The organism is Paenibacillus sp. EZ-K15 (assembly GCF_002573715.1).
Taxonomy (GTDB): Bacteria; Bacillota; Bacilli; order Paenibacillales; family Paenibacillaceae; genus Paenibacillus_AQ.
This window is the reverse complement of record NZ_PDHM01000012.1, coordinates 692,791-706,244: the sequence shown is the minus strand read 5'-3', so window position 1 is coordinate 706,244 and position 13,454 is coordinate 692,791. Positions and strand designations below refer to the sequence as shown.

At 49.6% G+C, this 13,454-nt stretch carries 15 protein-coding genes; all 15 read right to left on the bottom strand.

Translation table 11 applies throughout. The features are described from left to right. Positions 1 to 2: 2 nt before the first annotated feature. The 15 genes from aroB to spoIVA all read right to left on the bottom strand — a co-directional run bounded on the left by aroB (position 3) and on the right by spoIVA (position 13,019). On the bottom strand, positions 3 to 1,097 hold the full coding sequence (aroB, locus tag CRG97_RS11365; RefSeq protein ID WP_098743025.1) for a 3-dehydroquinate synthase: 1,095 nt from the start codon (positions 1,095 to 1,097) through the stop codon (positions 3 to 5). A gap of 1 nt (position 1,098) precedes the next feature. Beyond that, a complete protein-coding gene (gene aroC, locus CRG97_RS11360) occupies positions 1,099 to 2,268 on the bottom strand; it encodes a chorismate synthase (protein ID WP_098743024.1) in 1,170 nt (389 codons plus the stop codon). Positions 2,269 to 2,438: 170 nt separating this feature from the next. Then, the gene (locus tag CRG97_RS11355; RefSeq protein ID WP_098743023.1) at positions 2,439 to 3,239 is read right to left on the bottom strand and encodes a CheR family methyltransferase; all 801 of its coding nucleotides are present in this window, start codon (positions 3,237 to 3,239) and stop codon (positions 2,439 to 2,441) included. A gap of 40 nt (positions 3,240 to 3,279) precedes the next feature. After that, positions 3,280 to 3,723: a nucleoside-diphosphate kinase gene (ndk, locus tag CRG97_RS11350; RefSeq protein WP_098743022.1), complete on the bottom strand. Its 444-nt coding sequence runs from the start codon at positions 3,721 to 3,723 to the stop codon at positions 3,280 to 3,282. A 111-nt stretch (positions 3,724 to 3,834) separates the two neighbouring features. Continuing rightward, on the bottom strand, positions 3,835 to 4,809 hold the full coding sequence (locus tag CRG97_RS11345; RefSeq protein ID WP_098743110.1) for a polyprenyl synthetase family protein: 975 nt from the start codon (positions 4,807 to 4,809) through the stop codon (positions 3,835 to 3,837). Between the two features lie 190 nt (positions 4,810 to 4,999). Continuing rightward, positions 5,000 to 5,602: a UbiX family flavin prenyltransferase gene (locus CRG97_RS11340; protein WP_098743021.1), complete on the bottom strand. Its 603-nt coding sequence runs from the start codon at positions 5,600 to 5,602 to the stop codon at positions 5,000 to 5,002. Beyond that, positions 5,602 to 6,474 carry a UbiA-like polyprenyltransferase gene (locus CRG97_RS11335; protein ID WP_098743020.1) on the bottom strand — a complete coding sequence of 291 codons (873 nt, stop codon included), beginning with the start codon at positions 6,472 to 6,474 and terminating at the stop codon, positions 5,602 to 5,604. Before CRG97_RS11335 ends, CRG97_RS11340 begins: the two co-directional genes overlap by 1 nt. Next, positions 6,467 to 7,198, bottom strand: a complete 732-nt coding sequence (locus CRG97_RS11330; protein ID WP_202618907.1) for a demethylmenaquinone methyltransferase — start codon at positions 7,196 to 7,198, stop codon at positions 6,467 to 6,469. The genes CRG97_RS11335 and CRG97_RS11330 overlap by 8 nt, the downstream gene beginning before the upstream one ends. A 36-nt stretch (positions 7,199 to 7,234) precedes the next feature. After that, a complete protein-coding gene (locus CRG97_RS11325) occupies positions 7,235 to 8,095 on the bottom strand; it encodes a heptaprenyl diphosphate synthase component 1 (protein ID WP_098743018.1) in 861 nt (286 codons plus the stop codon). A gap of 112 nt (positions 8,096 to 8,207) precedes the next feature. Next, positions 8,208 to 8,750, bottom strand: coding sequence for a hypothetical protein (locus CRG97_RS11320; RefSeq protein WP_098743017.1), 543 nt, complete (start codon positions 8,748 to 8,750; stop codon positions 8,208 to 8,210). 113 nt (positions 8,751 to 8,863) lie between these two features. After that, complete coding sequence (locus CRG97_RS11315) at positions 8,864 to 9,826, bottom strand: 1,4-dihydroxy-2-naphthoate polyprenyltransferase (protein ID WP_098743016.1); 963 nt, start codon at positions 9,824 to 9,826, stop codon at positions 8,864 to 8,866. A 128-nt stretch (positions 9,827 to 9,954) separates the two neighbouring features. Beyond that, a complete protein-coding gene (locus CRG97_RS11310; protein ID WP_076320960.1) occupies positions 9,955 to 10,527 on the bottom strand; it encodes a DoxX family membrane protein in 573 nt (190 codons plus the stop codon). A 172-nt stretch (positions 10,528 to 10,699) separates the two neighbouring features. After that, complete coding sequence (gene mtrB / locus CRG97_RS11305; protein WP_071223937.1) at positions 10,700 to 10,924, bottom strand: trp RNA-binding attenuation protein MtrB; 225 nt, start codon at positions 10,922 to 10,924, stop codon at positions 10,700 to 10,702. An 84-nt stretch (positions 10,925 to 11,008) separates the two neighbouring features. Next, positions 11,009 to 11,281 carry an HU family DNA-binding protein gene (locus tag CRG97_RS11300; protein WP_006209463.1) on the bottom strand — a complete coding sequence of 91 codons (273 nt, stop codon included), beginning with the start codon at positions 11,279 to 11,281 and terminating at the stop codon, positions 11,009 to 11,011. Positions 11,282 to 11,540: 259 nt separating this feature from the next. Beyond that, positions 11,541 to 13,019 carry a stage IV sporulation protein A gene (spoIVA, locus tag CRG97_RS11295; RefSeq protein ID WP_098743015.1) on the bottom strand — a complete coding sequence of 493 codons (1,479 nt, stop codon included), beginning with the start codon at positions 13,017 to 13,019 and terminating at the stop codon, positions 11,541 to 11,543. Positions 13,020 to 13,454: the final 435 nt, after the last annotated feature.

Below are 13,454 nucleotides of genomic sequence, written 5' to 3'. Positions count from 1 at the left end.
AACTATCCCTCTCCCTTCAACTGTTCAACCACAGTTCGAACAGCTTCTACCGGTACATCCTTAACGATGCTAACGGAGCCGATGGATTCCGGTACGATAAATACCATATTCCCCTCGGCGAACTTTTTATCGTGCTGCATCGCATCCATAATCCGCTCAACCGAGACGTCACCTGGCAAGATTACCGGCAGATTCACCGCCTTCAGCATGCTCACTGTCTCGTTGTGCAGATCCGCAGATCTGCCAAGCTTTTCTGCAAGGCGGGCCGAGCCCGCCATTCCGATTGCAATCGCCTCACCGTGCAAGAAGCGTCCGTAGCCGCCAACGGCTTCAATGGCATGGCCGATGGTATGCCCCAGATTAAGGATGGCACGCAAACCACCTTCCCGCTCATCCTGGGATACTACGTTCGCCTTGATCGCACATCCGCGCTCCAGGCCGTATATCAATGTATCGGGATCGAGGCTCAGCAGCTTCGATCCGTTCTCCCGGCACCAATAGGCAAAATCACGGTCCAGGATCAAGCCATGCTTCACCATTTCCGCAAGACCAGAAGATACCTCACGCGGAGGCAAAGACATCAGCGTATTCACATCGTAAACCACCATGACGGGTTGATGGAACGCGCCGATCATATTTTTAGCTAACGGATGGTTGACCGCCACTTTGCCGCCGACGCTGCTGTCATGGGCCAGGATAGTAGTCGGGATCTGGACAAATGTCACGCCGCGCATGTACGTTGCCGCGACGAATCCAGCCAAATCACCTACAACGCCTCCGCCCAGCGCAAATACTGCCGAGCTGCGGTCCAGTTTACCGTTGATCGCTGTCGTCATTACCTCTTCATAGACCTGAAGCGATTTGGAGGATTCACCGGAAGGGACAATGTGAGAAATAACCGTATATCCTTCCGACTTTAACTGCTCTTCCACTTGAGACAAATAATGAGGCGCCACTTTATCATCCGTTACGATCAAATGCGGGCTCTTGCGTGTAATTCCATGCTTCATGCTTAACTCACCAATCGTATCCAAAATCCCAGCTCCGATATAAATCGGATATGAACGCTCTCCCAGCTCCACCTGAAGTGTTCTCATATCAGTAGTTCTCCAGCTGCTTCAGGTAGTTCTGGTAATTCGCATGAATTTCTTCCATCGAATCACCGCCAAACTTCTCAAGAAACGCCTTCGCTACCTCCCAGGTCACCACATGCTCCATAACAACGCTGGCTGCGGGAACCGCACAGGCATCCGAGCGTTCAACCTGCGCCGCGAAAGCTTCCTTCGTATCGATATCCACGCTTTGAAGCGGCTTGTACAGCGTTGGAATCGGCTTCATGACGCCGCGAACAACGATCGGCATGCCGTTGGTCATCCCGCCTTCAAATCCGCCTAGGCGATTGGTTGCGCGGTAGTATCCGCGCTCTTCACTGTACATAATCTCGTCATGCACCTTGGAACCGGGCAGTTCGCCTGCTTCAAATCCGATGCCGACCTCAACACCTTTAAAGGCATTGATCGACATCACGCCTTGTGCGATGCGGCCATCCAGCTTGCGGTCATATTGGACATGACTGCCCAGTCCGACCGGCAAGCCTTCGATGATACATTCCACGATGCCGCCAATGGAGTCGCCTTCTTTTTTGATCTGATCTATGTAGGCTTCCATCTTCTTCTCCGTCTCTTCATCCACCACGCGAACCGAGGAGGCTTCCGTACGCTCGATCAGCTCATCAATCGAAAGATTATGCGGGGGAGCTTCGATCTCGCCAATCCGGATGACCTGGCCTGCCACTTTGACGCCGAATTGTGCCAGGAATTGTCTGGCGATAGCGCCAACCGCTACGCGGACTGTGGTTTCACGGGCACTGGAGCGTTCCAGCACATTACGCAGATCCTTCAGGTTGTACTTCAAACCGCCGTTCAAGTCAGCATGCCCCGGTCTTGGGCGGTGCACCCGTCTTTTCACCTCGTCGTTGCCTTCAATCGGCTCCACGTTCATAATGTTCTGCCAATGCTTCCAGTCGTTATTCTGCACGACCAACGCGATTGGCGCACCCGTTGTATATCCGTGACGCACACCCCCAAGGATTTGCGCGGTATCCTTCTCGATCTGCATGCGGCGTCCCCGGCCATACCCCTTCTGTCTCCGATGAAGCTGAAAGTTCAATGCTTCGAAATCAAGCTCCAAATTGCTTGGAAGTCCTTCGATTATGGTAGTCAACTGAGGACCGTGTGTTTCCCCAGCAGTTAAAAAGCGTAAGCTCATGATGCTTTTCCCCCTTTAAACTTTTAAGCGTTAAACCGCTAAACTCCGTAAATATCTTCTGCTCATTATAGTATAGGTCTAACGCTTTGACAAGAATGCCGCAGGACAAGCAAAAGCGCCTCTCATCCTCCGGATTGAAAAGCGCTTATGCGTTATGATAGCCATTTCTATTAAATTTTACGGTAGAAGAAAGTCTCGTTGCTCTCCAGATTATATTGTCCAGGATTAAAGATCTGCTCCGTGCTGCCCACAAACAAAAATCCGCCTGGCTTCAGGCTTGACGCAAACTTCTGGTACAGCTTATGCTTGGCCCCTTCCGTGAAATAAATCATCACGTTTCGGCAAACAATCAGATCATATCCAGTCTCAAACCGGTCCGTCAGCAAATTCTGCTTATGAAAGGTTACTTCCTTCTTCAAATGCTCACTGAAGCGATACACCGAACCTTCTTCCTTAAAATAGCGGGTGGCTACATCCGGAGGCACATCTTTCAATGACCTCTCGACATATAGGCCTTCCTTCGCTTTATGTAATGCCCCATCATCAATGTCTGTCGCCACGATGCGCGCACGGCTCAGCATGTTCTGTTCGGACAGTATCATGGCAAGCGTATATGGCTCCTCACCCGTGGAGCAGGCGGCGCTCCATATTTTCAATACCCCGGGATTCTGCCGGGATATCTCTGGTAATATTTTGTCACGGAGAACTTCCCACCGGTTGGGATTGCGCCAAAACTCCGAGACATTAATTGTCATCCGGTCCAAAAACTCATGAAATAATGGCTTGTCCTTCATCATCGCGTCGTAGAAGGCCGAAAAGGTTTCAAACCCCTTCTTCAAACGCAGTGTTGTCAGCCTTCGCTTCATCTGCGCTTCTTTATAATCTGCCAGATTGATCCCCGTGCTTCGTTCGATACTGCGAACAAAGCCTATATAATCCGGATCATCCAGCACAGGTTCATGTTCCGTCATCGTATCATCCTGTTTAATCAGATTATGCCGCTTCCTTAGCTTACAGCCAAGGGGACAGCGTCTTGTTATATTCAACCAATTCCTTCTCTTCAAAGAAATTGGCAATTTCGCGTTGCGCACTCTCCGGTGAATCCGATCCATGAATCAGATTGTGCGGTGTATGGGCTGAAAAATCCCCACGAATCGTCCCGGGCAGCGCATCCTTCACATTCGTTTTGCCGATCACTTGGCGGGACAAAGCTATAATGTCGTCCCCTTCCCACACCATCGCAAACACCGGTCCGGACGTTATAAACCCAACCAGGTTTTCAAAAAAATCTTTGCCTTCATGTTCCGCATAATGGCGCTTGGCCTGCTCGTCTGAAATCTGCAGGAACTTGCCTGCAACCAGCTTGAATCCTTTATCCTCCAAACGGCCGACGATTCGGCCGATCAGCCCACGCTGTACACCATCCGGTTTAATCATTAAAAAAGTACGTTCCATTGGCCTCATCACGCTTCCCCTCATTCTAGGATATTGAACAATCATTCCATGCTCAGGTGATGTTACATGTTTGTACCCGTATTTTAACAGAAAGCAACCTCATGGTTAAGGCTAATATGACCGCTTCGTAATAAAATTTGCGATATCTCTAAGCTGTTTTTTGGTCTTGATGTCAGGCAAAGTATCCAATGCGTCCAATGCTTTACGGATATACCGATCAGCTAGTGCCTCAGATCTCGATATACCATCGCTAGAGGTTACAAGCTTCACAGCGTCAGTCACATCACACTGACCATTCAGTGTATGAATTCGATCCAGCTCTTGCAGCAGCGGCTCCCTCCGTTTGCTATCTTCGAGCGCAAATATAACGGGCAGCGTAATATTTCCCTGCCTCATATCGCTCCCCGGCGGCTTGCCAATCTGCTTCTCCGTCCCGCATAGATCCAGAAGATCGTCTTGAATCTGAAAGGCCATGCCGACGTTATATCCGAATCGATACAGGCTGTTTGCGACTCTGCGGTCCGCATCCGCAGCCAGTGCTCCGAGCTGGCAGCTGACGGCGATCAAGAGCGACGTCTTGCGGCGAATGCGAAGAAGGTATCTTCTGACGTCTTGATCGGTATTAAAGAAATCGCGAATCTGCTCCATTTCGCCGATGGACATTTCAACCATGGCCTTGGCGAGAATCTGATGAATCTCTGGCTGCTTCAGGTGGGTCGTCAGCTCCAGCGCCTTGCCGTAAATATAGTCGCCGGTATACATGGCAATCCGGTTGTCCCATTTCGCTTTTACCGTTGGCTTGCCGCGCCGCGTGTCCGCATCATCGATCACGTCATCGTGAACGAGCGATGCGCTGTGAATCATCTCAAGCGGCACGGCCACATGTTTCAGCTTGTCAATGTCATAGTCGCCGAACTTACCGCCCATCAGTACAAAAACAGGGCGGAGCCGCTTGCCTCCTGCTCTAAGCAGATGCAAGGAAGTCTCTGTCAGCTCGGGGCTGTCGCCCTCGACGCTGAGATAGAGTTCCTTCTCGATAACGTCCATATCTTTTTTTAATGTTCCGAATATGTCAAATCGTTTCATCTTTTCACCCATATGCTTAGATTCTCATTCCATAACTCCGGCACTACCTTGCGATCTTAGCAAGCCAAGTTGATCTACGACTTGAAATATAAGCTTAACCCTTCCTGTTGTCGTTCGTCAAAATCGCAGCACAGGTTCGTAGAGTCGTCATTTCAACAGCCGCTAACGCCTTCGATGCACCCCGGGCCTGCTAGTCTCCCCATCTCGTATACAGTTGATGTTCGATGCGCAAGCTGTCCAATACCTTGCCGACCAGAAAATTCACGACATCATCAATGGTCTTCGGTCCGTAATAGAACGCGGGCATTGCGGGAATGATTTTGACGCCAAGCTTGGCCAGCGTCAGCATGTTCTCCAGGTGAATGGCATGCAGAGGCGTCTCTCTCGGGACAAGCACCAGAGGACGGCCTTCTTTCATCATCACATCCGCGGCGCGTCCCATCAGATTGTCGGAAGATCCGTGTGCCACTGAGGATAATGTCCCCATGGAGCATGGCATGATGATCATGCCTTCCACCAGGAAAGATCCACTGGCGATCGTGGCCCCAATGTCGGAGATCGGATGGTACATCACACTCCCCTCGTATCCGCCGAATTTCTCGGCCAGCACTTCTTCGCGGTTGCCTGCCTGAAAGCCCATTTCCTCCTTCAGGACACGCCACCCCGCATTGGAAATGATCAAATGCACATCATATCCCAGCGAGAGCAGGCTCTCGGTAAGGCGAACACCGTAGATGCTGCCGCTGGCTCCCGTAATACCGACAACCCAGCTTTTTCTGCGCATGGATTTCATCAGATATACCGCACCACCAAATCAATTAAAGTGAATACAAATAGGATGATGCTCAGTGTACTGTTCATCGTAAAAAAGGCAGTTTGCAGACGGCTCATATCGTTAGGCGACAAGATGTAATGCTGATAGAACAAAATTCCGCAGGCGATGATCATGCCGATCAAATACCACCAGCCAACCGGTGTGGCAAAGAAAAGAACGATAAAACCGATGGCTGTTACAACGTGAAATCCGCGTGCGAACCACAATGCTTTATGCAAGCCGAACCGGGATGGAATCGAATACAGCTTTTCTGTAGCATCAAACTTCTCATCCTGGCAAGCGTAAACAATATCAAATCCCGCCGTCCAGAACGCAAGCGCGATATAGAACACAATGGCCTTCCAGTCGATTTGACCGGTTACCGCAACCCATCCGCCAAGCGGAGCCAACGCTGTTGTAAGCCCGAGCACCAGATGGCAAAGCCAAGTAAACCGTTTGGTGTATGAATAAATAATAAGCATAAAAATAGCAATAGGCAGCAAACGGAAAGCAAATGGATCCAGCATGTAAGTGGCCCAGAAAAACACCGCGAAAGACAGAATAATGAATAAGATAACTTCCAGCGGCTTCAGCAGCCCTGCCGGAATGGCGCGATTTACGGTGCGGGGGTTCTTGGCATCGATATGCTGGTCCGTGAGCCGATTCAATCCGAAGGCTGCGCTGCGTGCGCCGAACATGGCAAGAAAGATCCAGCCGATATCTCCCCAGGATGGTAATTGGTCAAACACAACGGCCGATCCTAGAATCGCCCCCATAAAAGCGAAAGGCAGAGCAAACAGTGTATGCTCCACTTTAATCATTTCAAGATAAGTTCCTATTTTCTTAAACATCCAGATTCTCCTTGATCCCAATATGTAAGGCTGCTATGCCACCAGTCAAGGGATAGGCCTGAACCTGTTTAAGTCCGGTCTGACGGAAAGCTTCGGCAAGCTCCTCTCGTCCTGGGAACAAAGCCAGCGATTCCGGCAGCCACTTATACTGCTCGTAACGCTTGGCTACCAGTTTCCCCATCCGAGGCAGCACTTGTTGAAAGTAGAAATAATAAATGCCTTTGAACGGCTGCCAAGTCGGCTTGGACAATTCCAAACATACAACCATCCCGCCAGGCTTAACCACGCGTTTCATCTCATGCAGAACCTGCATGTAATCCGGCACATTGCGAAGACCGAAACCGATCGTCGCGTAATCGAACTGATTGTCTTCGAACGGCAGGCTCATGGCGTTTCCCTGAATCAGATCTATCTGTTGGTCCAGCCCCTGTTTGGCAACCTTCCCCCGGCCGACATTCAGCATCCCCTCACTGAAATCGAGTCCGACTATGTGTCCTGATTCACTTGCCTGGGCCATACTGATCGTCCAGTCACAAGTACCACAGCATAAATCGATAGCTGTATCGCCTTGGCGCATGTTCATCTTTTTCATCGTAAACTTGCGCCAGGCTTTATGTCTTCGAAAGCTCAGAATATCATTCATAATATCATATTTTCCCGAAATGCTTTCAAAGACGGAGTGGACGTATTGCTCTTTCGGATTTTTGCCATCATGCTTATTCATGTCTAACTTCGTTGTTTGATTATCCACAGCATCCCCCTACCCTTCACTAACGACGGACCTATACGTGCTGAGCCGTTTCAGGAACGGGTCCAGCATACCGGCGTACGGGCTCTCTCCTACACGGCTTGCCAGCAGCAGCTGTACGGCATTAACGGATTCGCGCAGCTTGTCCAGCAGCTTCTCCGAAACCTTGTGCTTCAGGATCAACTTCCTCCAGTCCTTCATATCCGTCTTCTTGCCAACCAGCATTTTCCGTTCCTCGTCGCTCCCCGATTCGATCAGATGCCAGTACACGTAACCGCATCTGCCAATTTCAGGCGTCACACAGCGTTCCATCTCCCTCACAAGTGTTTCACATTCCGTAAATTCCTTGAGCAGCTTCTCCCATGTTTCTTGTACGGACTTCTCAAGCAGCGGAGTAAAAGAAAGAAACAGCTGCATATTCAGCTGTACCGTTAGCCGTAGATATTCTTCAGAAGGCAGCAGCGTTTTTTTCATTTTGCCGTACAATCTCATCTTCAACACGTTCACATCGCTAACAGCCTTGCTAAGAAGCGAGATGACAGCAATTTCGCCCTTTAAGGCAAGGAGTTGATAAAAACGACTGCTGAAGTAATCCCCTGCAAGCACTTTTAACTGCCGGGATCGCATCATCGCCTCTCCTTGATTGCCCTCCGTAACGTCGATGCTCTCATGCGTATCGAGTCCCACTTGAACCAGTGAGGTAACCAGTGCGTACAATTCTTCATGACCGGCAAGATTTCGTCCCGAATCCTTTAAAAATATGTATAGCAAATGAACACGGGCATCCGGAAAATTCGGAAGTTCCGTGTGGTTTTGAATCATATCATAATTTAAATATTTCTCTGCCAGTTCTGGTACGCGATACGATTTCATTCTCAGCCTCCGTGCACTTGATGTTCTTTTGTCCAATTGAGCTCACAATCCAATCTATTATAACACATGTTCAAGACACGTACATGCCCTGTCACTTACTATTTTACCCCTATCATGGGCTGCTGAACTGCTTTAGCCAAAGATTCGTAAACGTTAGGTTAAGAGCGGCAGCAATAGATGGCGGAACATCGCCGTTCTCAAGTTGGGTTAGAGCTTCTGCATAGCGTGAGTCCCAGGTATCCTTGCTCATATTCGAAGCCAGCAGCATATACCGCTTCCCTCCCCAACGATCGATGGCTACTACTCTTAGATACAACTGCTGCACATTATCCGTTCCTTCGAACGCAAAGGACATAATGCTGGCGATATCTACATAAACCTCGGCAGCCGTCTCCGCGGGGTCGCTCAATTTGATATCCAGCGTCAACGCGCCTTCATCATAATCTGCCCGGCTTATTTTCAGATGAAGAGGAAGATTCTTTAGGGAGTCCACTAATCCGGCATCGCTTAATTCGCGGCTGTGATAGGGTATCGCCGCGGTCACAGCGCCGACCTTATAACGGGCTTGCGATTGAAGCCCCATTAACAGTGCGAGCATGATGAATGCAATCGCCGCGGGTAGGAGTACGGCTCGTACAGATTGCCAGTGCTTCATATCCTAAACCTCCTCTTTTCCTAGTTTCTTCCGGTCCTCATTAGTCCATACCTCATTGTATAAAGAAAAAAAGCAGGCTATGCCTGCTTCAGGTAAAACAAACCGTATTCGGTTTAGAAAAAGGGTCGAGAAGTCAATACCACTGCTACCCCCAGCGCGGCGATCCGCGCCAGATTCATGAGCACGAAATTTTGCACCGCTATCACAAATGTCTTCTCTTTGGAAGGATGGGCGGTGAAAACGGCGCTTTTTTTATAAATCGGGACAAGGGTGACAAACACCAGAAGCACTAACACGGGATGCACCTTCATCAGGAGAAGAGCCGCCAGGTCCAGATAAGCAAGGCAATACAGAATTCGGAACAGCTTTAGAGAAGGTCTGAATCCTATATATACCGGCAGTGTATACCGCTTGTTCTCCATATCCTCATCCATGTCGCAGATGTTGTTGGCCAACATGATGTTGGCAATCCCAAGGATGGCCGGCAGTGATACCACCAGCAGCAGCAGTACCTCAGGAAGGTTCACCTGAAGGGACAGAACGCTGCCGTGCAGGTCCAAAACCGCCAGATGGCTGCCTTCCGAATGGATCCAAGCCGAAATAAATATAATGACAAATCCCATGAACAATCCGGAGAACAGCTCGCCTAGCGGCATCCGCGAGATCGGAATCGGTCCGAACGAATATAATATCCCTACGGCAAAAGACATTCCCCCGAGCAGCAGGATCAACCAGCCCGTAGACAGGAATAGCGCGATCCCCGCACCAATGGCTGTCAAGAGCAGCAAGATGATGGCGGACACCACCGCAGGCTCCTTAAGATTATAACGTACAATGGCATTGTGCTCCTCGTAACCGAAGCCGTTCTTTTTAATCGCTTTTTTATAATCGTAATAGTTATTGATCGCCGTCGTTGCCATATCAAACGACAGCAATGATGCGAGCATCAGGGCAAAATGATACCCATCGAACTGCTGAAAACGAAACAGTGCATACAAAGTTCCGAACAGAAACGGAATCATGCTGGCTACCTTTGTCTGAATTTCCACCAGTTTAAAAAAAGCTCGGATTCCCATGACCATCATCCTTTATCCAATTGATCTGATTTCAGATTAAAGGATTTCATGGCCGCGGTCTGTTGGAATTGTACTTGACAAACGCGTTTGCAAAAGTGACGAATGTTACTTTTAGAGCAAAATCAAATTTATTCCGGAATGTCCTGATCCTTGCGCCTGCGGCTCCAAGGCGTACCCAGCAGCGGCAGCGCCCAGCGGTCCAGACCATACCAGCCCGCCACTTTCCAGGCCATTACCAGCCATGTGGCCAATATAAAGAATAACGGATTGGAGCTTACCGTGCCCGCGAATAAAAAGCTGGCATTCATTAATCCGCCGAAAAACGCGGCAATGCCCGTCAGCAGACCCAAAATCAGCCCGAGTCCGACCAACACCTCGCCGAAGGACACCATATACGAAAACAGCTTGGCGTTGGGAAGCACGAACCCTTCGAGAAAAGAAGCATACCATCCGGTGACGTCCTTCCCCTCTTCCGCCTTAGCCAGCGCTCCCCCGACAAACCCCTGAATGGCCGCGCCGGCTTCGCTTCCCGTCCAGGCTTCCGCCGTCAGCTTTTTCAGTCCCGACGTTAACCAGGAATAACCGAGATACAGCCTCACGAGCAGCCAAATCCAGCCGGAGCGAGTACTGCTGAACAGAAACAGGGATACCGGATTTTCAGGGACCACCACATATTGTCCCTCTCTAAATTGCTTTGCCATGATTTCTTTAAACATCCTTTCGTATTTTTATTCATTCCGCTAGTATATACAACGTTCGCGAATCCAACAAGGGTCCTTTAACAATTGGTTACCACACAATCTATCCACGGAAACATCAAACATAAAAAAGCCCCACCAATTTGGTGGGGCTTAGCCAAGATGATAAGTCTAATCAGATGCCGGATTCAATCTTCCCGTGTTTGGTCATGACCTCAGCTTTGCCGCGGATTTTGACCGCAGATGTATGATCCGTGAACTGGGCGATGATGACCTCGCCTTTGTCCAGCTTCTCGGTATGATGAAACCGGGTGTCCTGACCGCGGGTAAGGCCAATCACCTGCACGCCATGGTCCAGCGCTTTAACGATAAAATAATCCCCGTTTTGAACGTTCTCCATTGTTCAGACCTCCTCACCGTAAGCTAAAAGAAAAGGCCGTGAACGAATTCACGACCTGTGCTCTTAGGTAATATGTAGAAATCTTTATTTGATTCCGTCTTTGAGCGCTTTACCAGGTTTAAATGCAGGAATTTTGCTCGCAGGGATTTCGATTTCTTCACCTGTTTGCGGGTTGCGGCCTTTCCGTGCGGAACGCTCGCGAACCTCGAAGTTGCCAAAGCCGACCAGCTGTACCTTGTCTCCACTTTGCAACGCTTCGGAGATTGCATCGAAAACGGCATCAACCGCTTTAGTTGCATCCTTCTTAGAAAGCTCAGTAGATTCAGCTACTTGTGTAATCAGATCCGATTTATTCATTCTTTCACCTCCCCAACAAGGAATGTGCTCCACTTGCTATTCACTGTTTCCGTTTTACCGCAAATTATACGTGCAATCGGGTATTTTACCCCTATCTCGCGTTTAGAATGCATGACGCGGAACAAATTTATAGTAATACAGCCACCTCATAATTTCAAGCGTTTTGCTCTGCCCAACCAAAGAAAACACGAAAAACAGCCGCTAATCGGGACTTTAGACCCGTTAGCGACTGCGTATTCAACACCTTATCGATACTCACTTAAAGAATGATCGCGATCAAACCGCCGGAACCTTCGTTGATGATCCGACCTAAAGTTTCTTGCAATTTATATCTCGCATTGTCAGGCATCATCGCGATTTTGCCTTGAATGCCTTCACGGACGATCGAGTGCAGCGAGCGTCCGAATATATCGGATTCCCAAATCTTGATCGGATCGTTCTCGAAATCCTGCATCAGATAGCGCACAAGCTCTTCGCTCTGCTTCTCTGTGCCGATAATCGGCGAGAACTCGGATTCCACATCGACTCGAATCATATGGATGGAAGGCGCGGTCGCTTTCAATCTTACCCCGAAGCGAGTGCCTTGACGGATAAGCTCAGGCTCATCCAGCGCCATCTCAGCCAGGGAAGGAGCAGCAATACCGTAACCTGTCGTTTTAACCATTTCAAGCGCTTCAGCGAAGCGGTCGTATTCCCGTTTGGCATGGGAGAACTCCTGCATCAGCTGCAGCAAATGATCTTTACCGCGAATCTCGACACCCACAACCTCCATCAAGATCCGGTCATACAGTTCATCAGGTGCGAAGAGATCGATCTCGGCAACGCCCTGACCCATATTCATGCCGCTAAGTCCAGCATGGTTGATGAAGTCATAATCCATGAACTGGCTGACCACCCGATCCACGTCACGCAGACGGCGGATATCCTTCACGGTATCTCTGACCGAGTTCTCATAGTTGCTGCGCAGCCAGTGGTTCTCGTTAAGCACCATAACCCAGCTAGGCAGATTGACGTTCACTTCATGCACTGGGAACTCATACAATACTTCACGAAGAACACCGGTTACATCATCTTCGGTCATCGTAGCTGCACTTAGTGTCATTACCGGAATGTCGTATTTCTCAGCCAGCTCATTGCGCAGCTGAAGCGCTTCTTCACTGCGTGGACGTGTCGAGTTAATGACCACCACAAATGGCTTGCCGACTTCCTTTAGTTCCTCGATGACGCGCTCCTCAGCCTCAACATAAGAGCTTCGCGGAATTTCCGCAATGCTTCCGTCTGTCGTGACGACAACGCCAAGTGTGGAGTGCTCCTGGATGACTTTACGGGTTCCGATTTCTGCCGCTTCCTGGAACGGAATCGGCTCTTCGAACCATGGCGTCGAGATCATTCTCGGGCCATTCTCATCCTCGTAGCCCTTAGCGCCTTCAACGGCATAGCCTACACAATCCACTAATCTTACGTTGACCTCAAGACCTTCCGTAACTTTGATCTGTACCGCGTTGTTCGGCACAAATTTCGGCTCGGTTGTCATGATTGTTTTCCCTGCAGCACTTTGAGGCAGCTCATCGACAGCTCTTACTCGATCCGCCTCGTTCGTAATGTTCGGGAGAACAACCGTCTCCATAAACCGCTTGATGAAGGTTGATTTTCCCGTACGGACGGCACCGACAACACCTAAGTAAATGTCCCCTCCGGTCCGTTCGGCAATGTCCTTAAAAATGTCCACTTTTTCCAAAAGAGATCCCCTCCTCAAATTACTCCGAAGGAAAAATGCTTTAAGAGCATCCGCTTCGTGTTCCACTCATAGCCAAAGCCATTGCAACAGATGAGCAGCCTTTACAATGTCGCCAGCATCCCGCCGCCGGTATTCCATGAGTTTTGATGGAAACGGCAAAGCGGCGTAACTCGTACATGCATTTGGACTAGTAACATCATATGTACCGGGTTCAAAAATATGACGGTTGCCCCTTAAAGTCCGTCCAGTTTTTTTTAAGATATCGAACAGGCCTAAACCAACTAGACACCGCCATCGAATACCGTAAAGAAAACTACCGCTGGGGTGCGGTTTATCTTCATGCTGTGCGCCTTCAGACGTTTTCGTATGCCTCATGATGTGGGCAACCGGCTCTTGCCCGCACTACTCTTTCAGATTATGAATATGCGCGCACTT

Coding starts and splice junctions, on each gene's coding strand:
- aroB (WP_098743025.1), bottom strand. CDS start 1,097: ATGAGAACACTTCAGGTGGAGCTGGGAGAGCGTTCATATCCGATTTAT.
- aroC (WP_098743024.1), bottom strand. CDS start 2,268: ATGAGCTTACGCTTTTTAACTGCTGGGGAAACACACGGTCCTCAGTTG.
- CRG97_RS11355 (WP_098743023.1), bottom strand. CDS start 3,239: ATGACGGAACATGAACCTGTGCTGGATGATCCGGATTATATAGGCTTT.
- ndk (WP_098743022.1), bottom strand. CDS start 3,723: ATGGAACGTACTTTTTTAATGATTAAACCGGATGGTGTACAGCGTGGG.
- CRG97_RS11345 (WP_098743110.1), bottom strand. CDS start 4,809: ATGAAACGATTTGACATATTCGGAACATTAAAAAAAGATATGGACGTT.
- CRG97_RS11340 (WP_098743021.1), bottom strand. CDS start 5,602: ATGAAATCCATGCGCAGAAAAAGCTGGGTTGTCGGTATTACGGGAGCC.
- CRG97_RS11335 (WP_098743020.1), bottom strand. CDS start 6,474: ATGTTTAAGAAAATAGGAACTTATCTTGAAATGATTAAAGTGGAGCAT.
- CRG97_RS11330 (WP_202618907.1), bottom strand. CDS start 7,198: ATGAATAAGCATGATGGCAAAAATCCGAAAGAGCAATACGTCCACTCC.
- CRG97_RS11325 (WP_098743018.1), bottom strand. CDS start 8,095: ATGAAATCGTATCGCGTACCAGAACTGGCAGAGAAATATTTAAATTAT.
- CRG97_RS11320 (WP_098743017.1), bottom strand. CDS start 8,750: ATGAAGCACTGGCAATCTGTACGAGCCGTACTCCTACCCGCGGCGATT.
- CRG97_RS11315 (WP_098743016.1), bottom strand. CDS start 9,826: ATGGGAATCCGAGCTTTTTTTAAACTGGTGGAAATTCAGACAAAGGTA.
- CRG97_RS11310 (WP_076320960.1), bottom strand. CDS start 10,527: ATGGCAAAGCAATTTAGAGAGGGACAATATGTGGTGGTCCCTGAAAAT.
- mtrB (WP_071223937.1), bottom strand. CDS start 10,924: ATGGAGAACGTTCAAAACGGGGATTATTTTATCGTTAAAGCGCTGGAC.
- CRG97_RS11300 (WP_006209463.1), bottom strand. CDS start 11,281: ATGAATAAATCGGATCTGATTACACAAGTAGCTGAATCTACTGAGCTT.